The following is a 22,875-nucleotide window of genomic DNA, read 5'->3' as shown; positions in this document are numbered from 1 at the left end:
GTTGCGGTTCTCACGGGTTCACGACGCGGTGCGGCGCATCCCCTCGGAGATCTTCTCGGCCGCGGCCGCGACCGGTGCGGCGTGCAGCCGGCCGGGTGAGCGGCTGAGGCGTTCGAGGGGACCGGACACCGACACCGCGGCGATCACCCGGCCGCCCGCGCCGCGGATGGGGGCGGACACGGAACCGACGCCCTGCTCGCGCTCGCCGACGCTCTGCGCCCACCCCCGCCGCCGGACGGACGCCAGCGTGGCGGCCTCGAACTTGGCGTTGCGCAGCCCGCGGTGCAGCCGGTCGGGCTCCTCCCAGGCGAGCAGGATCTGCGCGGCCGATCCCGCCGTCATCGGGAGCGCCGCCCCGACCGGGATGGTGTCGCGCAGGCCGCTGGTGCGCTCGGCGGCGGCCACGCACACCCGGACGTCACCCTGGCGCCGGAACAGCGACGCGCTCTCGCCGGTGAGATCGCGCAGCTGCGCCAGGACGGGCTGGGCGATCGCCAGGAGGCGGTCCTCACCGGCGGCAACCGCGAGTTCGGCGAGCCTCGGCCCGAGGATGAAGCGGCCCTGCGTGTCACGATGGACGAGGCGGTGGTGCTCGAGCGCCACGGCCAGCCGATGGGCCGTGGGACGGGCCAACCCGGTCGTCTGGACGAGCTGGGCGAGCGAGGCCGGGCCCGCCTCCAGCGCGTTCAGGACGAGCACGGCTTTGTCAAGTACGCCGACTCCGCTAGAGTTGTCCATGTCTTGATATTGCCGTCTCGTAATTTGAGATGCAAGTCGAAGTGACCCGGACCACGGCGCGATGGGGCGCCGACGATTCGTTCAGCAGGTGAGGTGGGAGTGATGGGCCGAACACTGGCCGAAAAGGTGTACGACGCGCACGTCGTACGGCGCGCCGAGGGTGAGCCGGACCTCCTCTACATCGACCTGCACCTCGTGCACGAGGTCACCAGCCCGCAGGCGTTCGACGGGCTGCGGATGGCGGGCCGCGCGGTCCGCCGCCCCGATCTGACGATCGCGACCGAGGACCACAACGTCCCGACGACCGACCTGCTGAAGCCCATCGCCGACCCGGTGTCGCGCACCCAGGTCGAGACGCTGCGCAAGAACTGCTCCGACTTCGGGGTCCGGCTGCACCCGATGGGCGACGCCGGGCAGGGCATCGTCCACGTCATGGGCCCGCAGCTCGGCCTGACCCAGCCCGGCATGACGGTCGTGTGCGGCGACTCGCACACGTCCACGCACGGCGCGTTCGGCGCCCTCGCCTTCGGCATCGGCACCAGCGAGGTCGAGCACGTCCTCGCCACCCAGACGCTGCCGCAGATCCAGCCGAAGACCATGGCGGTGACCGTCGAGGGCGCGCTGCCCGAGGGCGTCACCGCCAAGGACCTCATCCTCGCGATCATCGCGCGGATCGGCACCGGCGGCGGCCAGGGGCACATCATCGAGTACCGCGGCGAGGCGATCCGCTCGCTGTCGATGGAGGGCCGCATGACGGTCTGCAACATGTCCATCGAGGCCGGCGCCCGCGCCGGGATGATCGCGCCGGACGAGACCACGTTCGAGTACATCAAGGGCCGCCCGCACGCTCCCTCCAATGCGGTTGCCGGGGGGCCTGGGGGGTCGTCCCCCCAGAATGAAAGCGGCGACGACTGGGACCGGGCCGTCGAGTACTGGACGTCGCTGCGCACCGACGACGACGCGGTCTTCGACAAGGAGGTCGTGATCGACGCGGCCGAGCTGACGCCGTTCGTCACCTGGGGCACGAACCCCGGCCAGGGCCTGCCGCTCGGCGCGTCCGTGCCCGACCCCGCGTCCTTCGAGGACCCGGTGCAGCGGCAGTCCGCCGAGCGCGCCCTGGAGTACATGGGCCTGACCGCGGGGACGCCGCTCCGCGACATCGCGGTCGACACCGTCTTCGTGGGCTCCTGCACCAACGGCCGCATCGAGGACCTCCGCGCGGTCGCGGGAGTCCTGCAGGGACGCAAGGTGGCCGACGGCGTCCGCATGCTGGTCGTCCCCGGCTCCATGGAGGTCAAGAAGCAGGCCGAGGAGGAGGGCCTCGACGGGGTCATCTCCGCGTCCGGTGCCGAATGGCGCGAGGCGGGCTGCTCGATGTGCCTGGCGATGAACCCGGACAAGCTCACGCCCGGCGAGCGCAGCGCCTCCACGTCGAACCGCAACTTCGAGGGCCGGCAGGGGCCCGGGGGCCGCACCCACCTGGTGTCGCCCGCCGTGGCCGCCGCCACCGCCGTGACCGGCCGCCTGACCGCCCCCGCCGACCTGTAAGGAACCACGATGGAAGCCTTCACCACCTACACCGGGCGCGCGGTCCCGCTGCGCCGCAGCAACGTCGACACCGACCAGATCATCCCGGCGGTCTGGCTGAAGCAGGTCAGCCGCACCGGCTTCGACAAGGGCCTGTTCTCCGGCTGGCGCGAGGACCCGGACTTCGTGCTGAACCAGCCGCAGTACGCGGGCGCGGGCATCCTGGTCGCCGGCCCCGACTTCGGCACCGGCTCGTCGCGCGAGCACGCCGTCTGGGCCCTGCAGCAGTACGGCTTCCGCGTCGTCATCGCGCCGCGCTTCGGGGACATCTTCCGCAACAACTCCACCAAGATGGGGCTGCTGCCGGTCGTCCTCACCGGCGAGCAGGTCGCGGACCTCCAGTCGCGGATCGAGGAGGACCCCGCGCTGGAGGTCACCGTCGACCTGGAGAACCGCGAGGTCCGCTGGGACGGCGTGACCGCCCGCTTCGAGATCGACGACTACACCCGCTGGCGGCTCATGGAGGGCCTGGACGACATCGGCCTCACCCTCCGCCACGCCGAGGCCATCGACGACTACGAGGCCAAGCGCACCCCCTGGTTCCCCGTCACGCTGTGACGCGTTCCCCGGGGTCGGGGCATCTTCCCGACCCCGGGTAGGCGGTCGCCGAGGGCGACCATGGACAATTCCCCTAACGCGACGACTCGTTCGACCGTTGGGGGCATTGTTATGAGCACGGTCCCGTGGGCGGGGCCTCAGTGGGACGATCCCGAGCTGACGCGGCTGGCACTGCGGCTGCGGGACGCTCACCGGGCGGTCGCGCCGCTGCCCCCCGAGGACCGGCAGCGGCTCATCCGGCACCTCCTGGCGATCACCGATCTCGCGAAACGGGACGCCGGACTGGCCGCCCGCAGGCTGGAGACGTTCCTCGCCGATTTCCAAGAGACGCCCGACGTCGGTTAGCGTGCGCAGTGGCCGGATCCGGTCCGGTCACCCGGCGAGATGGGGGCGAGTGCGACAAAAACGCCAGCGACACGCCAACTCGTGCGTGCAGGTGATTGTGTCCATGCTGAGGGTCCCTTAGTTTCGTTCGGGCAAGGGGGGAACAGAGGAGTAACCCATGAACAAGCGTGAGCTGGTCGACGCCATCTCTGACCGGCTGGGCAGCAAGAAGGCCGCAGCCGAGGCCGTCGACGCCATCCTGGAGGCGATCCAGAACGCCGTCGCCAAGGGCGACAAGGTCGCGATCACCGGGTTCGGTTCGTTCGAGAAGGCCGACCGGCCTGCCCGTACGGCCCGCAACCCCGCAACGGGCAAGACCATCGAGGTTCCCGCGACGTCCGTGCCGAAGTTCAAGGCCGGGGCGGACTTCAAGAACCTGGTGGCCGGAAAGAAGTAGCCTCACCGCGACAGCGCCCGGGACCATGCTCCATGACGGTCCCGGGCGCTGCCGTGTGAGCGGCCCCTCAGTCGCGCGGCGGCAGCGGGAAGGTCGACAGCGTCACGACCGAGATCCGGTCGCCGTCCATCGCGAGGTTCACCCGCTGCCCGAGCCGCAGCAGCCGCAGCCCGCCCGCCGCGAACGCCTCGCCGTCGAACGGCAGCTCCGTCCCGTCGTCGAGGAGCACGCTCCCCGACCGCGTCGCGGCATCGAAACCCTTCACCGTCGCCTGCATACCCGAACCTTAGGCGAAGGCGGGCAGGCGGGCCGCCACCGCGGTGGTGCGGGGCCCCGCGCCCAGTTCGAGGGCGGCCCTGAGGTCCTCGACGGTGTCGACGTCGCGGCGGACGCTGTCGGTGCCGGGGAGCAGGATCTCGCGGACGCCGCGGGCCCGGTGCGCTGCGCGGGACTCGCCGCCGAAGGCGGGGGAGAACGCGACGCCGGGCCGGGCCGTGTACAGGGTCGTGCCGACGCCCGCCGCGTCCGGGACGAAGGATTCCGGCGCCCGGGCGGCCGCGTCGAGCACCCGGGCGAGTTCAAGAGGCCGCAAAGCGGGCAAATCGGCCGATAGTGCGCCCATGCCGGTGCCGGGGGCCAGTTCGCGGCCGCGGCCGGCGCCGTGCACGAGGGCCGGGTTCAGCCCGGCGTCCGGCACGTCGGGCACGACGAGGGCGCCGAGGGCGGCCAGGTCGGCGGCCGGGAGGGGATCGTCGGTGACAACGATCACGGTGCGGACCCGCTCACAGCGCAGCGCCGCGGCCACCGTGTCGGTCGCCACCGCCAGCGCGAGGGCCTCGCGGTGCGGGCCCGCCGCCGCGGACATGCGGGTCTTCGCCCGGGCCAGCACCTTCACCGGCACCACGAGCGACCACTGGAGATGAGACCCGCTGCTCTGTGATGTAGACCTGCTCTGTGATGTAGACATGGCAACTCGACACTATGCGTACGCACCCGCGACACTTGTGGGCACCCTGCGTTCGCTCGGGGACCGACTGAGGAGGGGAGACGGGGCATGAGCCACGGGTATTCGCCTGCCTGGCGGAAGCTCACGATCGTCATCCTGCGCCCGCTGCTCCGCGCGCTGCTGAAACGCGACTGGCGCGGCCGGGGCAACGTGCCGGGCGAGGGCGGCGTCATCATCGCCGCGAACCACATCTCCGAGGCGGACCCCCTCGCGCTCGCCCACTTCGTGTACGGGTCGGGCCGCTACCCCGTCTACCTGGCCAAGTCGACGCTCTTCGAGACCCGGTTCGTCCGGACCGTCCTGCGCGGCACCGGCCAGATCCCCGTCTACCGCGACCGGGCCGACGCGTCCCTGGCCCTGCGGGACGCCGAGCAGGCCCTGCGGGACGGCGAGTGCCTCGTGTTCTACCCGGAGGGCAGCTGCACCCGTGACCCCGAGCTGTGGCCCATGACCGGGCAGACCGGCGTGGCGCGGATGGCGCTGACGACCGGCGCGAAGGTCGTCCCCGTCGCGAACTGGGGAGCGCACGAGCTCCTGCCCTACAAAAAGGGCGCGCGGACGGGCCTCGCCGGGCGCCTGAAGAAGGGCTTCCACCCGTTCCCGCGCAAGACGATGAAGGTGGCCGCCGGGCCGCCCGTCGACCTGTCCCGGTACGCGGACCGGCCGCTCACCAGGGAGACGCTGCGGGCCGCCACCGACGACATCATGGCGGCGATCACCGGCCTGCTCGGCGAGCTGCGCGGCGAGGAGCCGCCCAAGGAGCGCTACGACCACCACCGGGTCCTGGAGGAGCGGCGCGCCGCCGCCCGCGCGGCGGGCGAGGCGTTCGAGCCGGCGGTCCCCGAGCCGGCGGTTCCCGAGGCCGCGGTCTCCGAGCCGGCGCGGCAGCGGACCGGCGACCCTAAGGCGGCCGACTCGTGACGTACCGCACCGCGGTGATGGGGGCCGGGTCCTGGGGGACGACGTTCACCAAGCTGCTGCACGACGCCGGCGGCGAGGTCGTCCTGTGGGGCCGCCGCCCCGAGGTCGTGGAGGCGGTGAACGAGCGGCACGAGAACCCCGACTACCTGCCGGGCGTCACGCTGCCCGCGGGCGTCCGCGCCACCCTCGACCCGGCCGAGGCCCTGGCGGGCGCCGACTTCGTCGCGCTGGCCGTCCCGGCGCAGACCCTCCGGCACAACCTCGGCGCCTGGCTGCCGCTGCTGCCGCCGGACGCGGTCCTCGTCAGCCTGATGAAGGGCGTCGAGCTCGGCACGTCCCGGCGGATGTCGGAGGTCATCGGCGAGGTCGCGAACGTCCCCGCGGAGCGGGTCGGGGTGTTCTGCGGGCCGAACCTGGCCCGCGAGGTCGCGGGCGGCGAGCCCGGCGCGGCGGTCGCCGCCTGCGCCGACGAGGACGCCGCGCGGCGCCTGCAGTCCGCCACGATGACGCCGTACTTCCGCGTCTACACCTCCACCGACGTCGTCGGCTGCGAGCTGGGCGGGGCGGTGAAGAACATCGTCGCGCTGTGCGTCGGCATGGCGGTCGGGCTCGGCTTCGGCGCCAGCACGCAGGCGCTGCTGATGACCCGGGGCCTCGCCGAGATCGCCCGGCTGGGCGCGGCGCTCGGCGCGGACGAGCACACCTTCGCGGGGCTCGCCGGGATGGGCGACCTCGTCGGGACGTGCATGTCCCCGCTGTCGCGCAACCGCACCTTCGGCGAGAACCTCGGCCGCGGGATGACGCTGGACGAGGTCATCTCCGTCACCAAGCAGACCGCCGAGGGCGTCAAGTCGGCGGAGGCGGTGCTGGAGCTGGCCCGCAAGCACAACGTCGAGATGCCGATCACCGAGGCGGTCACCGCCGTCCTGCACCACGGCATGCCGATCAAGGAGGCGGCCATCTCGCTGATCTCCCGCTCCCCGAAACCCGAACGGTACGGGCTGTGACGGCACCCCGGCCGGACCGGCCGGCGGGACCGCCGTACCGGAACCGCTCTTGGCCCGCCCGGGCTGATCACCGATAGGGTCGGACGTCATGTCCCAGGTTTCGAAGATCCGCGTGGCCGTCGTCTTCGGCGGACGCAGCTCCGAGCACGCGATCTCCTGCGTCACCGCGGGGGCCGTGATGGCCGCCATCGACCGGGACCGGTACGAGGTGGTGCCGGTCGGCATCGCCCGCGACGGGCGCTGGGTGCTGCCGCCCGCCGACCTCCCGCTCGCGATCGAGGGCGGCCGGCTGCCCGAGGTGACCGGCGAGGGCGGCGTCCTCGCGCTGCCGTTCGACCCGGGCAACCGCGGCCTGCTCGTCGTCGAACCGGGGCGGGTCCCGGAGACGCTCGGCGAGGTGGACGTGGTCCTCCCGCTGCTGCACGGGCCCTACGGGGAGGACGGCACGATCCAGGGGCTTCTCGACCTCGCGGGCGTCCGCTACGTCGGCGCCGGGGTGCTGGCGAGCGCCGTCGGCATGGACAAGGGCTTCATGAAGCTGGTCTGGCAGGCGCGCGGCCTGCCCGTCGGCCCGTACGTCCTGGTCGGTGACCGGGAGTGGCGCCGCGAACGCAAGCGCAAGATCGACGAGATCAAGGAACTGGGGCTCGCGGACGGCACGCCCGTCTTCGTCAAGCCGGCCCGGGCCGGATCCAGCATGGGCATCACCCGCGTCACCGCCGAGGCCGATTTGGAGGCCGCGGTCGAGGCGGCCCGCGAGCACGACCCCAAAGTGATCGTCGAGGCCGCGGTCGAGGGCCGCGAGATCGAGTGCGGCGTCCTGCAGGGCATGGACGACGGCCCCGCGGAGGCGAGCCTCCCCGCCGAGGTGCTGATGGCGGGCGACCACGACTTCTACGACTTCGAGACCAAGTACCTCGACGGCTCCACCACCATGGCCATCCCCCCGGACCTGCCGCCCGCGGCGATCGAGGAGGTCCGCCGCATCGCCGTGCAGGCGTTCGACGCGCTCGACTGCGAGGGCCTCGCCCGCGTCGACTTCTTCCACACCCCGGACGGCGGCTGGATCCTGAACGAGATCAACACCATGCCGGGTTTCACCCCCGCGTCGGCGTTCCCGCAGATGTGGGCCGCGACCGGGCTCGACTACCCGGCGCTGGTCGACCGGCTCATCCAGACGGCCGTGCACCGCTCCACCGGCCTGCGTTGATTGCAGTCCAGGCCCACTTCGCTCGCTGGCGCTCGCTACGTGACCTGGCCTGTGCGAGCGCTGCATCGCTTCGCGATCTTCCCGGTGCGGCTCGCCTTCGGCTTCGCCGCACCGGTCAGGTAACGCGCTCGCGTGCGTGGCTGGGGTCGCTGGGGGATTAGTTGTAGGGCAGCCAGGTCGAGGTCTTCAGGGTGGTTGCGTTTGTGGCTTTGGCGCCGTTCTTGGAGAACGTCCACAGGGTGTCGCCGATGATCAAGGAGCGGTCGATGCCGCCGTTCTGGTCGTCGGGCGGGTGGCGGACGGTTCCCAGCCCGCTGATGGACGACGCGGTCACCTTGAGGGCGAGGGCCTCGGCCTCTCCGCCGAGCCGGGATCTCGCGGGGATGACGGTCAGGCCGGAGTCCGGCCAGTACAGGAACGCGTGCGGAGCGAACTCCGCCTTCGACGTCGTTCCGGGCAGCGTGTGGTCGTCCAGCCTGCGGGGCTGCGTGGCGGAGACGTCGAAGAGCGAGACCTGGAGGCCCGTCGTCCGGCCGGTGCGGTCGGCGTCCTGCCCTACTCCGAGGAGGTTCCCCTCTTTGGTGGGGTGCAGGTACGCCGAATAGCCGGGGATCTTCAGCTCGCCGGTGAGGCGGGGGCGGCCCGGGTCCTTCAGGTCGAGCACGTACAGGGGGTCGACCTGCCGGAACGTCACGACGTAGCCGGTCGTGCCGATGAACCGGACGGAGTAGATCCGCTCGCCCTTGCCGAGCCCGTCGATGCGTCCGGCCTGGCGAAGGCGGTTCCCGGCCTGGTCCAGGACGTACACCGAACTCTGCGACGACCGGTCGCCGCGCGCGAACCGGCCGGTGGTCGTGGCGACGCGCAGCTTCCCGTCGTGCTCCGACAAGGAGTACTGGTTGAGCAGGAAGCCCTTGACCGAGCCCGACGCCACGTAGCGGGGACGTCCCTCGCCGCCGACGTCGAACTTGTGCACGTCGGTGCGTTCCTCGGACTGCTTCCCGCGCGGCCTCCACAGGGACGCGCCGGGGGGAGCGGCGGTGACGTACAGGCTCTTCCCGTTGCCGTAGACGGTGCTGCCGTCCGCGGTGACGCCGATCGCCTGCGGGTCGCCGAGCCCCTTGGAGAGGTCGAACGTCAGCACGCTCAGCACGGTCGAACCCGCGTACGAGGCAGGGCGGCTGACCCGCTCGCACGGCACCCGGTGGTCGCTCGACCGGCCGCCGGCCTCGACGCGGAACACCGGGAGCCAGGCTTCGAGCGGGGCCGTCACCACGGCCCTCCGGTTCGCCTCGGTGGCCTCCTCCATGCCGTTGCCGCCGGGGAAGTGGATGTCGGGCACGGACTTCAGCACGACCCTGACCGTCGGGCCGCTCTGCCGCGCGTCCAGGTAGTGGGCGTGGCTCGTCATCGTGCCGACGACCTTCGGGGCGGCGGAGATGTCGACGAGCGTCAGGCGCGTCGTGGGTCCCGGGGTCCGCGGCACGGGCGAGTCCCCTGCTCCCGGCGCCGGCCGCCGGGGGAGCGGGCTCACCGGGGACTCCTCGTCCAGGACGAGCACCCGGTCGCCGCTGAGCAGCAGCCGGGCCTCACCGTGGAGGCCCCTGCCCGGCAGCTCCAAGGTGTCCGTGACCTTGCGCGTCGCGGGGTCGATGAGGACGAGGTCGCCGCGGGCGATCGTCACGATCCTGCGGCCGTCGGTCTTGACGAGGTCGGGCTCGTCCGCGTCCTTCTCGTGGGCGTTCGTGGTGGAGTGCCGGGGCGGCTCGCCGGGGGCCGCGCCGGCGGCGGACCGCGGGCCCTTCAGGGCGATGTCGCCCTCCGGCAGGCCGACCGGCATGCCGTTGTCCAGTCCGTGCGGCCCGACGCGGTCGGCGGTCGCCTCACGCAGCCCTTCGTGGAGCGCGTCGCAGTCGTCGTAGGCGACGAGCCGCACCGGTGACCGGCTCGGCGGCGGGTTCGCAGCACCGGGGGAGCCGGTGCAGCCGGCCGCAAGGAACAGCACGCCCGCGACCGGAGCGAAGACACGACCACGCATGGACGTTCGACGCCCGCGGCATACCGCGGGTTCCCCTCAGTTCAGCATTCAGGGGGATTCGTTCTTGCGGGCGCGCTTCTCGTGCTTGGCGATGAGGGTGTCGATCTGGACGCTCAGCCGGGAACCGAGCGGCCAGCCCACGTAGTGGGTCAGGAAGACGCCGATCTCGCGCAGCTCGTCCGGTGACAGCTCGCCGTTGGCCAGCGCCGCCGGGATCTGGATGTCGAGGACGTCGTTCAGCCCCTGGCCCGCCAGCACTCCGACGAGGAGGAGCCGCCGGTCGCGCATGCTCAGCCCCGGCCGCGTCCAGATGTCGCCGAAGAGGTGGTCGACGGTGATGCCGAAGAACTCGCCGGGCGCGTCCTCGATCTCCCACCCGTAGACCTTGCGCATCATCTCCAGGCCACGTGCGCGCCGTTCGTCCTTCTCAGTCATCCTCATCTCCCGTCAGGCCCAGGCCCGCACCGAACCGCTCCAGGGCGAGGCGGGCGAACGGGGTGTCCACCCCCAGCTCGCCGGCCAGTTCCAGGGCGAGGGACAGGTCCTTCTCGCCGAGGTCCCGGGTGTGGCGGAGGATGTCGTACAGGTCGTCGTCCGGCTCCAGCGGCGCGGTCGTCGGCCGCAGCATGATCGACCCGGCGCCGCCGGTGATCGCGTCGGAGTGCCGGACGATCCGCCCGAGCTTGCGGAGCGACACCCCCGACGCCTCCGCCAGCCGCTGCGCCTCGGCCGCCGCGGTGAACGACACGAAGTGCAGCATGTTGCGGGCCAGCTTCGTGCGGGTGCCCGCGCCGACCGGGCCCATGTGCAGGACGAGGCCGGCCCAGTCCCCGAACGGCTCCCGGCAGCGCTCGAACGCCTCGTCCGTCCCGCCGACCATGACGGCGAGGCTCCCGGCGCTCGCCCCCATGAACCCGCCGCTGACCGGCGCGTCCACGACCTCGATGCCGTAGCGCCGCGCCTTCGCGGCCAGGTCCTCGGCGGTCTTCGCGCGGATCGTCGAGTGGATCGCCAGGACGGTCCCGGGGCGGGCGCTTGCGATGACCTCCTCGCCCACCTCGGCCACCTGGGCGTCGTCCCGGACCATGATCGACACCAGCTCGCAGGCGGCCGCCACCTCGGCGACGCTCCGCGCCGCCCGCGCCCCCGCCTTCACCAGCGGCGCGACCGCCTCGGGCCGGGTGTCGTGGACGACGAGGCCGCGCCCGGTGTGATGCTGCGCCATCGGCGCGCCCATCTGCCCGAGCCCGATGAACCCGACACTTCGAGTCCCCTCCGGGCTCATGCGTGCCTTCTGCGGGGGGACGACCCCCCGCGCCCCCCGATCCGCTTCGCTCATGCCCTGAACACCTCGCCACCGTCCACGTTCAAGATCTGCCCGGTGACCCAGGCGGCCTCGTCCGACAGCAGGAACAGGCACATCCCGACCAGGTCCTCGGGCGTGCCCATCCGCTTGAGCGCCATCTTCTCCTTGACGATCTTCTGCGACATGCCGCCGGGGACGACCGTCCGGTTCGCCTCCGTGTCGATCGGTCCGGGCGCGATCGCGTTCACGCGGATGTTCATGCTGCCCAGCTCGTGCGCGAGCTGCTGGGTGAGCCCGTTGACCCCGACCTTGGCCAGGCCGTAGAAGCCGGAGTACTGCCACGCGGCGGTGGACGACTGGTTGACGATCGAGCCGCCCCCGCGCTCCTGCATGTGCGGGTAGCAGGCCCGCGCGCACAGCAGCGCGCCGTCCATGTTCACGGACATGAACTTCTTGTAGTAGTCCCAGTCGACGGTGAACAGGAAGTCCAGCTTCATCGTCCCGAAGATGGCGGCGTTGTTGACGAGATGGTCGATGCCGCCGAACCGCTCCACGGCCGCCGCCGCCATCGCCTCGACCGACGCCGGGTCGGACACGTCCGTCCGCACGAAGGCGCCCTTGATGTCGTCGGCGACGGCCTGCCCGCGCTCGTCCACATCGGCGACGACCACGGACGCGCCCTCGGCCGCCAGCGCCCGGGCGTACGCCTCCCCGATCCCCTGCGCGGCCCCGGTGACAACGGCCACCCGCCCCTCGAACCTCATAGCCCCTCCGCGATCGCCTTGGTCTCCAGGTACTCCTCGAAACCGGCCACGCCCATCTCGCGGCCGATGCCGGACTGCTTGTAGCCGCCGAACGGGACGTCCGCGCTGTACCAGACGCCGCCGTTCACGCTGACCGTCCCGGTGCGCAGCCGGCCCGCGACCGCACGCGCCCGCTCCAGGTCGCCGCCGTGCACCGCGCCCGACAGCCCGTACGGCGAGTCGTTGGCGATGCGGACGGCGTCGTCGTCGCCGTCGTGGGGCATGATCACCAGCACCGGGCCGAAGATCTCCTCGCGGGCGGTGCGGGAGTCGTTCTCCAGCCCCGTGATGAGGGTCGGCTCGATCCAGAAGCCCTTGTCGCGGCCCTCGGGGCGGCCGCCGCCGCAGGCGAACGACCCGCCCTCCTCGGCGGCCAGCCTCAGGTAGCCCTCGATGCGGTCGCGCTGCCGCGCCGAGATCACCGGGCCGCAGATCGTCCGGTCGTCATCGGGGTCGCCGGCGCCGAGCTTCGCCAGCGACCGGGCCGTGATCTCCACGGCCTCGTCGTAGCGGGCGCGCGGGACGAGGATCCTGGTCGTGATCGCGCAGCCCTGCCCGGCGTGGGCGATCCCGGAGAACGCCGCGTACGAGCAGGCGGCCTTGAGGTCGGCGTCGTCCAGCACGATGAACGCCGACTTGCCGCCCAGTTCCAGGAAGACCCGCTTGAGGGTTGCGGCCGCGCTCGCCATGACGGTGCGGCCCGTCGCGGTGGAGCCGGTGAACGTCACCAGGTCGACGCGCGGGTCCTCGACGAGCCGGGCGCCCAGCCCGTGGTCGGACGACGTGACCACGTTGACGACGCCCGCCGGGATGTCGGTCTCCTCGGCGATGATCTCGCCGAGGACCGCCGCGCACCACGGGGTGTCGGGCGCGGGCTTGAGCACCACCGTGTTGCCCGCGGCGAGCGCCGGGCCCAGCTTGGCCAGGTTGATCTGGTGCGGGAAGTTCCACGGGGTGATCGCCCCGACGACGCCCGCGGCCTCCCGGCGGATCCGCCGGTGGCTGGGCATGCCCATCGGCTCGGCGCGGCCGAGGTCCCGCTCCCACTCGTAGGACTCGGCGAGCCCGGCGAACCAGCCGAGGTCGTCCACCGGCGCGTCCAGCTGGCCGCCGAAGGTCAGGAACCGGGGCGCGCCGACCTCCCGGATCGTGAGCTCGCGCAGCTCGTCCGAGCGCCGCTGCATCGCCTCCCGGAGCTGGCGCAGGCACCGCACCCGGAACGCCGTGTCGGTGGACCAGGAGGTCTCGTCGAACGCGCGGCGGGCGGCGCCGATCGCGCGGTCCATGTCGGCCGGGGTGCCGTCGGCGGCCGTGCCGAGCACGTCCTCGTTGGCGGGATCGATGGTCTCGAAGGCGCCGCCGTCCGCGCTCGGGGTCAGCCGCCCGTCCAGCAGAAGCAAGCGATCGGTTGTTCTGGACACCTGTCCAGACTACAGTTCAGGGCCGGGTCGGGCGCAAGACCGATCCGGCGAAATCAGGAAATAGAGGGATTCGCTAGGAAGATCCCGAGGGCGTGGTCGGCGCCGGGCGTCTCGCCCTCGTCCGGGGACGGGACCAGGTAGCCGCCGACCCACGCCCGCAGCATGAGCAGCGCGCGGAGCCGGGCCTCCTCGGGGGCGAAGCCCAGCTCGTCCAGGCACCCGGCGATGTGGCCCAGCAGCGCCCGGTCGGCGTGCCGCACCGCCTCCTCCGCGTCGGGGGAGTGCTGGGCCCACAGCCGCATCGCCCGGTCGACCGGCGCGACCTCGCGGCCGAGCGCCTGGATGCGCCGGAGCCGCTCCAGCGGATCGGGCGTGCTGCCCAGCGCGAGGGCCAGGACCTCGTCGGTGCGCTCGTGGGCCCACCGGTCCAGCAGCGCCCGCATCAGCTCGGACCGGTCCTTGAAGTGCCAGTAGAAGCTGCCCTTGGTGACGCCGAGCCGGGCGGCGAGCGCGTTGATCCCGACACCGCGCTCGCCGGCCCGCGCCAGCTCCTGGTAGGCCGCCTCGATCCAGTCCCGCCGGGCCACGCGCGCCCGGCTCGTCGTCCCGCCCACCGCTCTCCGTTCAGACCAGGGTCATGGGATCGGGTTCCATGCCCAGCGCGGTCCTGCCGTACAGGGCGTACGTGGCGTCGGCGTCGAAGACCACGTGCGCCGAGATCGTGTTCACGTCCCGCTGCGCGCGCTGGAAGGGGGAGTCCGCGAACTGGACGCTCGCCCCGCCCGACGCGCACAGCTCGTTCACGATCGTACGGGCGACGCCGGCCACGTGCGCCGCGACCAGCCGCGACCGCGCGCGCTCCGCGATCCCGTAGCTTCCGCCCGACTCGTAGGTCTCCGTCAGGTGGCGCACCGCGTCCTCCAGCAGGAGGCGGGCCGCAGCCAGGTCCGCGGTCGCCTTCGCCAGCCGGATCTGCCCGCTCATCAGGTCGCGCTGCTTCACGCCGGTGTACGCCATCACCCGGCCCTGCATCCGCTCCGCGTACCGGGCGAGCACGCCTTCGGCCACGCCCAGCACGGGCGCGGCCCCGGTCAGCGCGAACACCGGGACGAGCGGGACGCGGTAGATCGCGCCGTCGTGGACCCGCGAACCGGGCGACCTGCCCTCGGTGAGGTCGGTCAGCGGCACCGACCGGTGCGCCGGCACGAAGCGGTCCTTGATCTCGATGTCGTTGCTGCCGGTGCCGCGCATCCCGCTCGTGTGCCACACGTCGTGGACCTCGGCGTCCTCGCGCGGCAGCAGGAACAGCCGCGGCTCGATCGAGTCGGCCACGGTGACCAGCGCCATGACCATCACGTGGTCGGCGTGCATGACCCCGCTGCCCCACGACCAGCGCCCGGTGACGCGGTGCCCGCCGTCGACGGCCTCGGCCGTCCCGTTCGGCGCGAGGGTGCAGGGCACCAGCGCGTACGGCCGGTCCGCCCAGACCTCCCGCTGCGCCTCCTCCGGCAGCAGGGCGATCATCCAGTTGTGCAGCGTGTAGATGACGCTCAGCCAGCCCGCGGAGGCGTCGCCCGCGCCGATCTCCCGGCACGCCGCCACCATGGCGCCGAAGCCCTGCCCGCCGCCGCCGAACCGCTCCGGCACGAGCATCTGGAACAGCCCCGTCCCGGCCAGGTCGGCGACGGTCCCGTCGGACAGCCGCCGCGCCTCCTCGGCCGCGCGGGCCCGCTCGTTCAGTACCGGCGCCAGCTCCCGCGCCCGCCGGACGATCTCATCGCCATACTCCATAGTACGGAGACCATACTCGTAAGTATGTGCTGACGAAAGACCTCGAAAGATCTCCGGCATGGGGCGGGCGCCCCCCTGCGCACATCCCGATATGCCAGGCTTGTGGGACCGAGGCCCATACCCGAGGAGAACGCCCCCGTGCCGCACCCTGACCTGCCCGAACGCATCGGCCCCTACCGGGTCGTGGACCGTATCGGCGAGGGCGGCATGGGCACGGTGTTCGCCGGGCTGGACGACCGCGGGAGCAAGGTCGCCATCAAGGTCATCAGGCGCGAGTTCGCCGCCGACCGGCGGTACCGGGCGCGGTTCCAGGCCGAGGTGTCGGCGGCGCAGCGGGTCCGGCCGTTCTGCACGGCGCCGGTCCTGGACGCCGACCCCGCCGCGGACCCGCCCTACCTCGTGACCGAGTTCGTCAACGGGCCGAGCCTCAAGGCCGCCGTCGGCAAGGACGGCCCGCTGCGCGGCGCCGACCTGGAGGCCGTCGCGGTCGGGATCGCGACCGCGCTGACCGCGATCCACGACGCGGGCGTCGTCCACCGCGACCTGAAGCCCGCCAACGTGCTCCTGTCGACGTTCGGGCCGCGCGTCATCGACTTCGGCATCGCCCGGTCCCTGGACGGCACGCGGCTCACCGCGACCGGCGGCATCGTCGGCACGCCCGCGTTCATGGCGCCGGAGCAGCTCGACGGGCGGGGCGCCGACCCGGCGTCCGACGTGTTCGCCTGGGGCGCGACCGTGGCGTTCGCCGCGAACGGCAGGCCGTGCTTCGGCGGCGACTCGATCCCGGCGATCATCCACCAGATCGTCAGCGGGGACCCGGACCTGTCCGGGCTGGACGGCACGCTCCTCGCCGCGGTCGGCGCGGCCCTGGCCAAGGACCCCGCGCGCCGTCCGTCCGCCCAGACCCTGCTGGACCGGCTCATCTCCAGCGACGTCCGCCGGCCCCCGCAGACCCAGGGCACTGTGCAGCCCCAAGGCACTGTGCAGACCCAGGGCAAGGCGCATACCCAGGGCACCGTTTCGGCCCGGCCCCGGCCGGACACCCCCGCGCCCGCGCTGGCCGAGGGGGAGGCGGAGGCGCTGGTCGAGCGGCAGTACCGGCAGGCGGCCCAGGCCGGCGACCCGGCCGCCATGCGCAACCTCGCCCTGCTGCTCAGCGGGCAGGGCCGCACGGCCGAGGCGGAGACCTGGAACCGGTACGCCGACGCGGTCGCCGGCCGTCCCGCCGCCTACCGGCACCCGCCCGCCCACGGCGCCACCCACCACGGCGCCACCCACCACGGCGCCACCCACCACGGCGCCACCCACCACGGCGCCACCCACAGCGCCGCCGACCCGGCCCACCATGCGACCCACGGCGCGCAGCACAGCGCCTACCCGGTCCCAGGGCCGCCCCCGGCCGCCCATCGGTACCCGCCCGCGCAGGGGCCGCGCACCGACCCGCACGCCAGGCCGCCGGTGAACATCCTCACGATCTACTCCGTCGCGATGGGCGCGATCGGGCCGATCTCGTGCGGGCTGCTGTCCATCCCGGCGATCGTCACCGGGCATATGGGCCTGTCGCGGGCGCGCCGCTCGGGCGAGCGCGGGACGGGCCTCGCGGTGACCGGGATCGTCCTCGGCTGGCTCATGGTCGCGGTCTGGATCCTGATCATCATCGGCATCCTGCTGCCGGAAGAGCAGTGACCGGAAAACGCGTTGCGGCGGCGGGCCGGGCGATGGCACCGTTGACGACGTCGGCCCGTCCAAGACGGGCGGTACGAGACCCGAGAGGAGGACCGGCCATGGCTCTGGAGCAGTATCGACTTCGGTATCGACTCCGACTGCCCTCGGCGTCGCACGCCCGCCCCGGCCGGTATCCCGTCTCGCGCTAGACCCCGGCCGAGCCGCAGGCGAGTGACGCCACCTCGCGACGATCACGCGGCTCTACTCCAACGGGCAGAGAGGCCACTCTCAGGAAGTGGATGTTCCGGGTTCGAATCCCGGGAGCCGCACGCATGCCTCCGTAGTCCAACGGCAGAGACAGCGGCATGAGGTGCCGTGTGCTGGGGGTTCGAATCCCTCCGGAGGTACTGGGCGGGCCAACAGGGCCCGCACGTGGGGGGCGGCGCCGACGTCCGGAGAGTCGGGCCTGCCTGTAAAGCAGGTGCCTCGCGCTGAGTGGGTTCGAATCCCACCCGCCCCACGGCCGCACCCGGTGAAGTTCCGGCCCGGCATTGCGGTGCGCGCGTTACTGAACTAATGTCTGGACACGTGTCCGGCAATGAGCAGCTGACGACCGAGCCCACCCGCCGCCGTCTCACCGACCGGCAGGCCGACACGGTGCGGCGGCTGACCGACGCCGCCGTGGTGGAGGTCGGCGAGACCGGCTACGACGGCCTCACCGTCCGCAACGTCGCCAAGCGCGCCGGGGTCGCGCCCGCGACCGCCTACACCTACTTCGCGTCGAAGAACCACCTGATCACCGAGGTGTTCTGGCGGCGGCTCAGCGCGCTGCCGCCGGTGGAGGCCGACGGCACGCTGCACGAGCGCGTGGTGGAGGTGCTGCGCGAGATCGCGCTGCTGGTGTCGGACGAGCCGGAGCTGGCGGCGGCGTGCACCACCGCGCTGCTCGGCACCGACCCCGACGTCCGCGAGCTGCGGGTCCGCATCGGCGTCGCGATCCGCGGCCGCATCCAGGCCGCGCTGCGCGACCACGACGACCCCCAGATCCTCGGCGCGCTCGAGCTGGCCTACACCGGCGCGCTCGTGCACGCGGGCATGGGCTACACGTCCTACGCCCGCGTCGCCGACCGGCTCGCCGAGATGGCGGAGCTCATCCTGCCCGAACCCGCCGAGTGAGGTGACGGCCGTGGCCCCTGCCGCGCAGATCTTCTACAGCCCCTTCGACTACGCCGTCCACGAGGACCCCTACCCCTGCTACGCGCGGCTCCGCGACGAGGCGCCGCTCTACCGCAACGACGAGCTCGGCTTCTGGGCGCTGTCCCGGCACGCGGACGTGTCCGCCGCGTTCCGCGACCACGCGACGTTCTCCAACTCGCACGGCGTCTCGCTGGAGCCGAGCGCGTGGGGGCCGCAGGCGCACCGGACGATGTCGTTCCTCGCTCTCGACCCGCCGCGCCACACCCGGATGCGGGCGCTGGTGTCCAAGGGCTTCACGCCCCGCCGGGTCAAGGAGATGGGCGACGGCATCAGGGCTCTCGCCAGGCGCCACCTGGAGCCGGCCCTGGAGAAGCGCGAGTTCGACTTCGTGTCCGACTTCGCCGGATTGCTGCCCATGGACGTCATCTCCGAGATGATGGGCGTCCCCGAGGCCGACCGGGTGGAGGTGCGCCGGCTCGCCGACCTCGTCGTGCACCGCGAGGAGGGCCTCAACGACGTCCCGCCCGCCGGGATGGACGCGGCGCTCACGCTCGTCGGCTACTACCAGGACATGGTCGCCGAGCGCAGGCGCCGGCCCGCCGACGACCTGACCTCGGCGCTGCTGGACGCCGAGATCGACGGCGACCGGCTCGACGACACAGAGGTCATCGCGTTCCTGTTCCTGATGGTGGTCGCGGGCAACGAGACGACGACCAAGCTCCTCGCCAACGCCCTGTACTGGGCCTCGCTGAACCCGGAGCAGGCCGCCAAGCCCTTCGGCGACCCGGGACGGGTGGACGACTGGGTCGAGGAGACGCTGCGCTACGACACGTCCAGCCAGATGCTCGCCAGGCTGGTCACCACGGACATCGAGCTGCACGGGCAGCGGGTCCCCGCGGGCGACCGGATGCTGCTGCTGGTCGGGTCGGCCAACCGCGACCCGCGCGTCTTCGAGGACGCCGACAGCTACGACCTCGACCGCGACACCTCGCAGCTCGTCAGCTTCGGCGGCGGCCGGCACTTCTGCCTGGGCGCCAACCTCGCCCGGCTGGAGGCGCGGATCGCGCTCGGCGAGCTGGTGCGGCGCGTCTCCTCCTTCGAGGTCGACCACGCCGGCGCGGAGCGGGTCCATTCGGTGAACGTCCGCGGCTTCGCGGCGCTGCCCGTTCGCGTGGTCGGCCGGGGGCGGAAGGAGAGCTAAGGCATGCCAAGGTTCGATCCCCATCCCGAGCGGCGCCCGGTCGTGGTGGCGGGCGCGTCGTCCGGGATCGGCGCGGCCACGGCGGCGGCGCTGGCGGCGGCCGGGCACCCGGTCGCGCTCGGCGCGCGGCGCGTGGACAAGTGCGAGGAACTCGCCGCGACCATCCGGGCCGGCGGGGGAGAGGCGTTCGCGCACGCGCTGGACGTCGGCGACGCCGACTCCGTCAAGGCGTTCGCGGCGGCCGCCGAGGACGCGCTCGGCCCGGTCGAGGTCGTCGTGTCCGGCGCCGGCGACCTGTCCGCCGGGCGGCTGCACGAGCTCGGCTCCGCCGAGTTCGTCGCGCAGGTGCAGGTCCACCTCGTCGGCGCGCACCGGCTCGTGTCGCACTTCGTCCCGCAGATGGTGGCGCGGCGCCGCGGCGACATCGTGTTCATCTCCTCCGACACCGTCCCCGCTCCGCGGTCCTGGACCGGCGCCTATGTCGCGGCCAAGAGCGGCGTGGAGGGCATGGCCCGCACCATGCAGATGGAGCTGGAGGGGACGGGGGTGCGGGCGTCGATCGTGCGGCCCGGACCGACCGCGACCGGCATGGGCATGACCTGGGACGCGGAGACCACCGGCGCCGTGCTGGAGGACTGGGTGAAGTGGGGCCACGCCCGCCACCCGTACTTCCTGCGCCCGTCCGACGTCGCCGCCGCCGTGGCCGCGGTCGTCGCGACCCCGCGCGGCGCCCATCTCCGGCTCGTCGAAGTACAGCCCGAAGCCCCCCTGGAGGAATCATGACCGCTTTGGTGGAGCCGCGCGTGGTGTCGGGCGGGCCCGACCACCTGGAGGAGCTGCGCTCGGACCCGATCGGGCTGATGCGGCGCGTCCGGGACGAGTGCGGCGACGTCGGCGAGTTCCGGCTCGCGGGGCGGCGCGTCGTCCTGCTGACCGGCGCCGAGGCCAACGAGTACTTCTTCCGCGCCCCGGACGAGGAGCTCGACCAGGCCGAGGCGTACCCGTTCATGACGCCGATCTTCGGCGAGGGCGTGGTGTTCGACGCCACCCCCGAGCAGCGCCGCGAGGCCCTGCACAACCAGGCGCTCAAGGGCTCCTACATGAAGGGGCACGCCGCGACGATCGCCGCCGAGGTCGACCGGATGGTCGCCGGCTGGGGCGACGAGGGCGAGATCGACCTGCTCGACTTCTTCGCCGAGCTGACCATCTACACCTCGTCGGCCTGCCTGATCGGGCGCAAGTTCCGCGAGCAGCTCGACCGCCGGTTCGCCGACCTGTACCACGGCCTCGAACGCGGCACCGACGCGCTCGCCTACGTCGACCCCTACGCCGACATCGAGAGCTTCCGCCGCCGCGACGCGGCCCGCGCGGCGCTCGTCGAGCTGGTCCAGGGCATCATGGACGGCCGCCCGCCCAGCCCGCCGAAGGAGGACCGCGACCTCCTCGACGTCCTCATGTCCATCAAGAACGAGGACGGCACGCTGCGGTTCGACGCCGACCAGGTCACCGGCATGTTCATCTCGATGATGTTCGCCGGCCACCACACCACGTCCGGCACCGCCGCGTGGACGCTGATCGAGCTGCTCCGCAACCCGGACGTGCTGGACGGCGTCGTCCGCGAGCTGGACGAGCTGTACGCGGACGGCAGCGAGGTGTCGTTCCAGGCGCTGCGCGCCATCCCGTACCTGGAGTCGGCGATCAAGGAGGCGCTGCGGCTGCACCCGCCGCTGATCCTGCTGCTGCGCGTCGCGCAGTCCGACCAGGAGGTGTGCGGGCACCGCATCCCGGAAGGCACGATGGTCGGCTGCAGCCTCGCCGTCTCCAACCGGATCGAGGGCGACTTCCCCGACCCGGACGCCTTCCGCCCCGAGCGCTACGTCGCCCCGCGCGAGGAGGACGTCCTCAACCGCTGGACGTGGGTGCCGTTCGGCGCGGGACGGCACCGCTGCGTCGGCGCGAACTTCGCCATGATGCAGCTCAAGGCGATCTTCTCGGTGCTGCTGCGGGACTGGGAGTTCGAGCCCGCGCAGCCCCTGGAGACCTACCGCAACGACCACTCGAAGATGGTCGTCCAGCTCGCCCAGCCGTGCGCGGCCCGGTACCGCAGGAGGCGCCGGTGAGGATCGAGGCCGACCTGGACCTGTGCCAGGGGCACGCGATGTGCGAGATGGAGGCGCCGGACGTCTTCGAGGTCCCCCGCAAAGGCAAGGTCCGGATCCTGGACGCCGAACCCCCCGAGGACGTGCGCGCCGAAGTGCAGGCCGCCGTCCGCTACTGCCCGACCCAGGCGCTCAAACTGCTGGAGACGTGATGCCCTCATTCCCCCGTGAAGAACTCGACGCGATGGTGGAGCACTGGCTGGAGGAGAACCGGCGCTGCGAGGAGGCCGGCGACTGGCGCCCCCTCGCCGACCTCTACACCGAGGACGCCACCTACGGCTGGAACGTCGGCCCCAAGCAGGACTTCATGGCCGTCGGCCGCGACGAGATCCGCGACATCGCACTCGGCCAGGAGATGGGCGGGCTGGACGGCTGGATCTACCCGTACCAGAGCATCCTGGTCGACGAGCGCAAGGGCGAGGTCGTCGGCTTCTGGAAGCAGATCGCCGACGCCAAGCGCCCGGACGGGACGCCGTACGAGGTGCTCGGCATCGGCGGCTCGTGGTTCCGGTACGCGGGCAACCGGCAGTGGTCGTGGCAGCGCGACTGGTTCGACCTCGGCAACGTCACGGCGGTGTTCGTCGAGATGATGAAGGCCGACGTGCTGTCGGACGGGATGAAGCGGCGCCTGGACCGGGCGGCGTCCCGCGAGCCGATCCCCGGCTACTACCGGCGGGGGGAGAGCCCGGTCCCGATCTGGTGATCAGATCTGGCCCTCGGGCTTCGCCGGGATCGTCGCCTTGATCGCCGGGCCCAGCTCGATGAGGACGTCCCCGGCCGGGTTGTACTTGGGCGGGACGGTCACCTCGACGTAGGCCTGCCGCGCGACCGCGGTGAAGGTGACCGGGCGGTCGGCGGGGTACCCGAACCAGTCGATCCCGTTGATCGTCACCAGCTCCGACGTGGGCCGCAGCGAGGCGGGCCGCGGCACGCCGCAGCGCAGCGCGATCGCGGGCGACCCCCAGGCGGCGGTCAGCGGGGACTCGGGGGAGGTGTCGCGGCGCTCCTGCCCGTGCACGTTCGCGGGCAGGCGCAGCCCCTCGCAGAGCCGCTGCGTGGCCGCGTCGGGCTGCGGCACGGGAACCTGCACGGCCCCGCCGCCGCAGGCGGCGGCCACCAGCGCCAGCGCCGCGACCAGGAGCGGCTTCGGGCTAGATGTGAACAATCGGGCAGGTGAGGGTGCGGGTGATGCCTTCGACCGCCTGTATCTGCGCGACGACGAGCTTGCCCAGCTCGTCGACATTGCGCGCCTCCGCCCGGACGATCACGTCGTACGGCCCCGTGACGTCCTCCGCCAGCGTCACACCGGATATGCCGGAGATGTGATTCGCCACGTCGGCTGCCTTGCCGACTTCGGTCTGGATGAGGATGTAGGCCTGCACCATCACGTCCTCCCCGGTCGGAGAATTGGCCGTCGGACGGTTCACCGTATCGTGTTACGCGCCGCGGCGGGCGGCCGGGGGAGCGCGTGCCGCGATCGGGCCGC

Annotated in this window: 26 protein-coding genes and 3 tRNA genes; 17 read left to right on the top strand and 12 right to left on the bottom strand. The window is 72.6% G+C overall.

Features of this window, described 5'->3' with window-relative positions; genetic code table 11:
• Window positions 1–18 precede the first annotated feature (18 nt).
• Window positions 19–738 carry an IclR family transcriptional regulator gene (locus IEZ03_RS09380; protein ID WP_184887087.1) on the bottom strand — a complete coding sequence of 240 codons (720 nt, stop codon included), beginning with the start codon at window positions 736–738 and terminating at the stop codon, window positions 19–21.
• A gap of 102 nt (window positions 739–840) precedes the next feature.
• Here IEZ03_RS09380 and leuC point away from each other — a divergent pair, with 102 nt between their 5' ends.
• From leuC to IEZ03_RS09360, 4 genes are all read left to right on the top strand, one after another.
• Complete coding sequence (gene leuC, locus IEZ03_RS09375) at window positions 841–2,286, top strand: 3-isopropylmalate dehydratase large subunit (RefSeq protein ID WP_184887085.1); 1,446 nt, start codon at window positions 841–843, stop codon at window positions 2,284–2,286.
• A gap of 9 nt (window positions 2,287–2,295) precedes the next feature.
• Window positions 2,296–2,883 (top strand): 3-isopropylmalate dehydratase small subunit, encoded by a 588-nt coding sequence (gene leuD / locus IEZ03_RS09370; protein ID WP_184887084.1) that lies wholly within the window; start codon window positions 2,296–2,298, stop codon window positions 2,881–2,883.
• A gap of 111 nt (window positions 2,884–2,994) precedes the next feature.
• Window positions 2,995–3,228: an SCO5555 family protein gene (locus IEZ03_RS09365; RefSeq protein ID WP_184887083.1), complete on the top strand. Its 234-nt coding sequence runs from the start codon at window positions 2,995–2,997 to the stop codon at window positions 3,226–3,228.
• 157 nt (window positions 3,229–3,385) lie between these two features.
• Complete coding sequence (locus IEZ03_RS09360; protein ID WP_021598708.1) at window positions 3,386–3,664, top strand: HU family DNA-binding protein; 279 nt, start codon at window positions 3,386–3,388, stop codon at window positions 3,662–3,664.
• 67 nt (window positions 3,665–3,731) lie between these two features.
• Here the strand turns inward: IEZ03_RS09360 and IEZ03_RS09355 are convergent, their stop codons facing one another.
• Both IEZ03_RS09355 and cofC read right to left on the bottom strand, forming a co-directional pair.
• Window positions 3,732–3,941 (bottom strand): hypothetical protein, encoded by a 210-nt coding sequence (locus tag IEZ03_RS09355; protein WP_132050489.1) that lies wholly within the window; start codon window positions 3,939–3,941, stop codon window positions 3,732–3,734.
• 9 nt (window positions 3,942–3,950) lie between these two features.
• Entirely contained in the window at window positions 3,951–4,631 is a 681-nt protein-coding gene (gene cofC / locus IEZ03_RS09350) for a 2-phospho-L-lactate guanylyltransferase (RefSeq protein ID WP_184887082.1), read from the bottom strand.
• Window positions 4,632–4,718: 87 nt separating this feature from the next.
• On the opposite strand from cofC, the gene IEZ03_RS09345 reads away from it, so the two are divergent.
• The 3 genes from IEZ03_RS09345 to IEZ03_RS09335 all read left to right on the top strand — a co-directional run bounded on the left by IEZ03_RS09345 (window position 4,719) and on the right by IEZ03_RS09335 (window position 7,808).
• Window positions 4,719–5,591 carry a lysophospholipid acyltransferase family protein gene (locus IEZ03_RS09345; protein ID WP_184887081.1) on the top strand — a complete coding sequence of 291 codons (873 nt, stop codon included), beginning with the start codon at window positions 4,719–4,721 and terminating at the stop codon, window positions 5,589–5,591.
• Between the two features lie 17 nt (window positions 5,592–5,608).
• The gene (locus tag IEZ03_RS09340) at window positions 5,609–6,598 is read left to right on the top strand and encodes an NAD(P)H-dependent glycerol-3-phosphate dehydrogenase (RefSeq protein ID WP_132050501.1); all 990 of its coding nucleotides are present in this window, start codon (window positions 5,609–5,611) and stop codon (window positions 6,596–6,598) included.
• An 88-nt stretch (window positions 6,599–6,686) separates the two neighbouring features.
• Window positions 6,687–7,808 (top strand): D-alanine--D-alanine ligase family protein, encoded by a 1,122-nt coding sequence (locus IEZ03_RS09335; RefSeq protein WP_184887080.1) that lies wholly within the window; start codon window positions 6,687–6,689, stop codon window positions 7,806–7,808.
• Window positions 7,809–7,965: 157 nt separating this feature from the next.
• Here IEZ03_RS09335 and IEZ03_RS09330 read toward each other — a convergent pair whose 3' ends face one another.
• From IEZ03_RS09330 to IEZ03_RS09300, 7 genes are read right to left on the bottom strand one after another with little or no spacing between them, the layout of a single operon-like run.
• Entirely contained in the window at window positions 7,966–9,846 is a 1,881-nt protein-coding gene (locus IEZ03_RS09330) for a beta-propeller domain-containing protein (RefSeq protein WP_184887079.1), read from the bottom strand.
• A gap of 48 nt (window positions 9,847–9,894) precedes the next feature.
• A complete protein-coding gene (locus IEZ03_RS09325) occupies window positions 9,895–10,281 on the bottom strand; it encodes a carboxymuconolactone decarboxylase family protein (protein WP_184887078.1) in 387 nt (128 codons plus the stop codon).
• Window positions 10,274–11,185 carry an NAD(P)-dependent oxidoreductase gene (locus IEZ03_RS09320; protein WP_221480843.1) on the bottom strand — a complete coding sequence of 304 codons (912 nt, stop codon included), beginning with the start codon at window positions 11,183–11,185 and terminating at the stop codon, window positions 10,274–10,276. Before IEZ03_RS09320 ends, IEZ03_RS09325 begins: the two co-directional genes overlap by 8 nt.
• Window positions 11,182–11,916, bottom strand: a complete 735-nt coding sequence (locus IEZ03_RS09315; RefSeq protein ID WP_184887076.1) for an SDR family oxidoreductase — start codon at window positions 11,914–11,916, stop codon at window positions 11,182–11,184. Before IEZ03_RS09315 ends, IEZ03_RS09320 begins: the two co-directional genes overlap by 4 nt.
• Complete coding sequence (locus IEZ03_RS09310) at window positions 11,913–13,376, bottom strand: aldehyde dehydrogenase (RefSeq protein ID WP_184887074.1); 1,464 nt, start codon at window positions 13,374–13,376, stop codon at window positions 11,913–11,915. The genes IEZ03_RS09315 and IEZ03_RS09310 overlap by 4 nt, the downstream gene beginning before the upstream one ends.
• A gap of 53 nt (window positions 13,377–13,429) precedes the next feature.
• Window positions 13,430–13,990, bottom strand: a complete 561-nt coding sequence (locus IEZ03_RS09305) for a TetR/AcrR family transcriptional regulator (protein WP_184887072.1) — start codon at window positions 13,988–13,990, stop codon at window positions 13,430–13,432.
• 10 nt (window positions 13,991–14,000) lie between these two features.
• Window positions 14,001–15,167: an acyl-CoA dehydrogenase family protein gene (locus IEZ03_RS09300; RefSeq protein WP_184887070.1), complete on the bottom strand. Its 1,167-nt coding sequence runs from the start codon at window positions 15,165–15,167 to the stop codon at window positions 14,001–14,003.
• Window positions 15,168–15,305: 138 nt separating this feature from the next.
• On the opposite strand from IEZ03_RS09300, the gene IEZ03_RS09295 reads away from it, so the two are divergent.
• The 10 genes from IEZ03_RS09295 (at window position 15,306) to IEZ03_RS09250 (ending at window position 22,092) form a co-directional block, all read left to right on the top strand.
• Window positions 15,306–16,853, top strand: coding sequence for a protein kinase domain-containing protein (locus IEZ03_RS09295; protein WP_184887068.1), 1,548 nt, complete (start codon window positions 15,306–15,308; stop codon window positions 16,851–16,853).
• Between the two features lie 234 nt (window positions 16,854–17,087).
• Window positions 17,088–17,161, top strand: a tRNA-Leu gene (locus IEZ03_RS09290).
• A gap of 5 nt (window positions 17,162–17,166) precedes the next feature.
• Window positions 17,167–17,239, top strand: a tRNA-Leu gene (locus tag IEZ03_RS09285).
• A gap of 29 nt (window positions 17,240–17,268) precedes the next feature.
• A tRNA-Tyr gene (locus IEZ03_RS09280) sits at window positions 17,269–17,352 on the top strand.
• A 68-nt stretch (window positions 17,353–17,420) separates the two neighbouring features.
• Window positions 17,421–18,008: a TetR/AcrR family transcriptional regulator gene (locus tag IEZ03_RS09275; protein ID WP_229808160.1), complete on the top strand. Its 588-nt coding sequence runs from the start codon at window positions 17,421–17,423 to the stop codon at window positions 18,006–18,008.
• A gap of 10 nt (window positions 18,009–18,018) precedes the next feature.
• Window positions 18,019–19,230: a cytochrome P450 gene (locus IEZ03_RS09270; RefSeq protein WP_229808159.1), complete on the top strand. Its 1,212-nt coding sequence runs from the start codon at window positions 18,019–18,021 to the stop codon at window positions 19,228–19,230.
• 3 nt (window positions 19,231–19,233) lie between these two features.
• The gene (locus IEZ03_RS09265) at window positions 19,234–20,013 is read left to right on the top strand and encodes an SDR family oxidoreductase (protein ID WP_184887066.1); all 780 of its coding nucleotides are present in this window, start codon (window positions 19,234–19,236) and stop codon (window positions 20,011–20,013) included.
• Window positions 20,010–21,350: a lanosterol 14-alpha demethylase gene (gene cyp51 / locus IEZ03_RS09260; RefSeq protein WP_184887064.1), complete on the top strand. Its 1,341-nt coding sequence runs from the start codon at window positions 20,010–20,012 to the stop codon at window positions 21,348–21,350. The genes IEZ03_RS09265 and cyp51 overlap by 4 nt, the downstream gene beginning before the upstream one ends.
• The gene (locus tag IEZ03_RS09255; RefSeq protein ID WP_184887062.1) at window positions 21,347–21,541 is read left to right on the top strand and encodes a ferredoxin; all 195 of its coding nucleotides are present in this window, start codon (window positions 21,347–21,349) and stop codon (window positions 21,539–21,541) included. Before cyp51 ends, IEZ03_RS09255 begins: the two co-directional genes overlap by 4 nt.
• Window positions 21,541–22,092, top strand: a complete 552-nt coding sequence (locus IEZ03_RS09250) for a Cif family virulence factor (RefSeq protein WP_184887060.1) — start codon at window positions 21,541–21,543, stop codon at window positions 22,090–22,092. Before IEZ03_RS09255 ends, IEZ03_RS09250 begins: the two co-directional genes overlap by 1 nt.
• On the opposite strand, the gene IEZ03_RS09245 is transcribed toward IEZ03_RS09250, so the two are convergent.
• Both IEZ03_RS09245 and IEZ03_RS09240 read right to left on the bottom strand, forming a co-directional pair.
• Window positions 22,093–22,554, bottom strand: coding sequence for a DUF3515 domain-containing protein (locus tag IEZ03_RS09245; RefSeq protein ID WP_229808158.1), 462 nt, complete (start codon window positions 22,552–22,554; stop codon window positions 22,093–22,095).
• Window positions 22,541–22,774 carry an Lrp/AsnC family transcriptional regulator gene (locus tag IEZ03_RS09240; RefSeq protein WP_132050628.1) on the bottom strand — a complete coding sequence of 78 codons (234 nt, stop codon included), beginning with the start codon at window positions 22,772–22,774 and terminating at the stop codon, window positions 22,541–22,543. Before IEZ03_RS09240 ends, IEZ03_RS09245 begins: the two co-directional genes overlap by 14 nt.
• Window positions 22,775–22,875: the final 101 nt, after the last annotated feature.

The sequence above is a fragment of the Actinomadura livida genome (assembly GCF_014648675.1).
Classification (GTDB): Bacteria; Actinomycetota; Actinomycetes; order Streptosporangiales; family Streptosporangiaceae; genus Spirillospora; species Spirillospora livida.
This window is presented reverse-complemented; position numbering and strand designations above follow the sequence as displayed.

Bases quoted from the DNA above. Each gene is read 5' to 3' on its own strand.
- IEZ03_RS09335 (WP_184887080.1), top strand. From the start codon at position 6,687: ATGTCCCAGGTTTCGAAGATCCGCGTGGCCGTCGTCTTCGGCGGACGC.
- IEZ03_RS09250 (WP_184887060.1), top strand. From the start codon at position 21,541: ATGCCCTCATTCCCCCGTGAAGAACTCGACGCGATGGTGGAGCACTGG.
- IEZ03_RS09330 (WP_184887079.1), bottom strand. From the start codon at position 9,846: ATGCGTGGTCGTGTCTTCGCTCCGGTCGCGGGCGTGCTGTTCCTTGCG.
- IEZ03_RS09315 (WP_184887076.1), bottom strand. From the start codon at position 11,916: ATGAGGTTCGAGGGGCGGGTGGCCGTTGTCACCGGGGCCGCGCAGGGG.
- leuC (WP_184887085.1), top strand. From the start codon at position 841: ATGGGCCGAACACTGGCCGAAAAGGTGTACGACGCGCACGTCGTACGG.
- IEZ03_RS09340 (WP_132050501.1), top strand. From the start codon at position 5,609: ATGGGGGCCGGGTCCTGGGGGACGACGTTCACCAAGCTGCTGCACGAC.
- cyp51 (WP_184887064.1), top strand. From the start codon at position 20,010: ATGACCGCTTTGGTGGAGCCGCGCGTGGTGTCGGGCGGGCCCGACCAC.
- IEZ03_RS09360 (WP_021598708.1), top strand. From the start codon at position 3,386: ATGAACAAGCGTGAGCTGGTCGACGCCATCTCTGACCGGCTGGGCAGC.
- IEZ03_RS09240 (WP_132050628.1), bottom strand. From the start codon at position 22,774: ATGGTGCAGGCCTACATCCTCATCCAGACCGAAGTCGGCAAGGCAGCC.
- IEZ03_RS09265 (WP_184887066.1), top strand. From the start codon at position 19,234: ATGCCAAGGTTCGATCCCCATCCCGAGCGGCGCCCGGTCGTGGTGGCG.
- cofC (WP_184887082.1), bottom strand. From the start codon at position 4,631: ATGTCTACATCACAGAGCAGGTCTACATCACAGAGCAGCGGGTCTCAT.
- IEZ03_RS09365 (WP_184887083.1), top strand. From the start codon at position 2,995: ATGAGCACGGTCCCGTGGGCGGGGCCTCAGTGGGACGATCCCGAGCTG.
- leuD (WP_184887084.1), top strand. From the start codon at position 2,296: ATGGAAGCCTTCACCACCTACACCGGGCGCGCGGTCCCGCTGCGCCGC.
- IEZ03_RS09355 (WP_132050489.1), bottom strand. From the start codon at position 3,941: ATGCAGGCGACGGTGAAGGGTTTCGATGCCGCGACGCGGTCGGGGAGC.
- IEZ03_RS09345 (WP_184887081.1), top strand. From the start codon at position 4,719: ATGAGCCACGGGTATTCGCCTGCCTGGCGGAAGCTCACGATCGTCATC.
- IEZ03_RS09380 (WP_184887087.1), bottom strand. From the start codon at position 738: ATGGACAACTCTAGCGGAGTCGGCGTACTTGACAAAGCCGTGCTCGTC.
- IEZ03_RS09320 (WP_221480843.1), bottom strand. From the start codon at position 11,185: ATGAGCGAAGCGGATCGGGGGGCGCGGGGGGTCGTCCCCCCGCAGAAG.
- IEZ03_RS09325 (WP_184887078.1), bottom strand. From the start codon at position 10,281: ATGACTGAGAAGGACGAACGGCGCGCACGTGGCCTGGAGATGATGCGC.
- IEZ03_RS09300 (WP_184887070.1), bottom strand. From the start codon at position 15,167: ATGGAGTATGGCGATGAGATCGTCCGGCGGGCGCGGGAGCTGGCGCCG.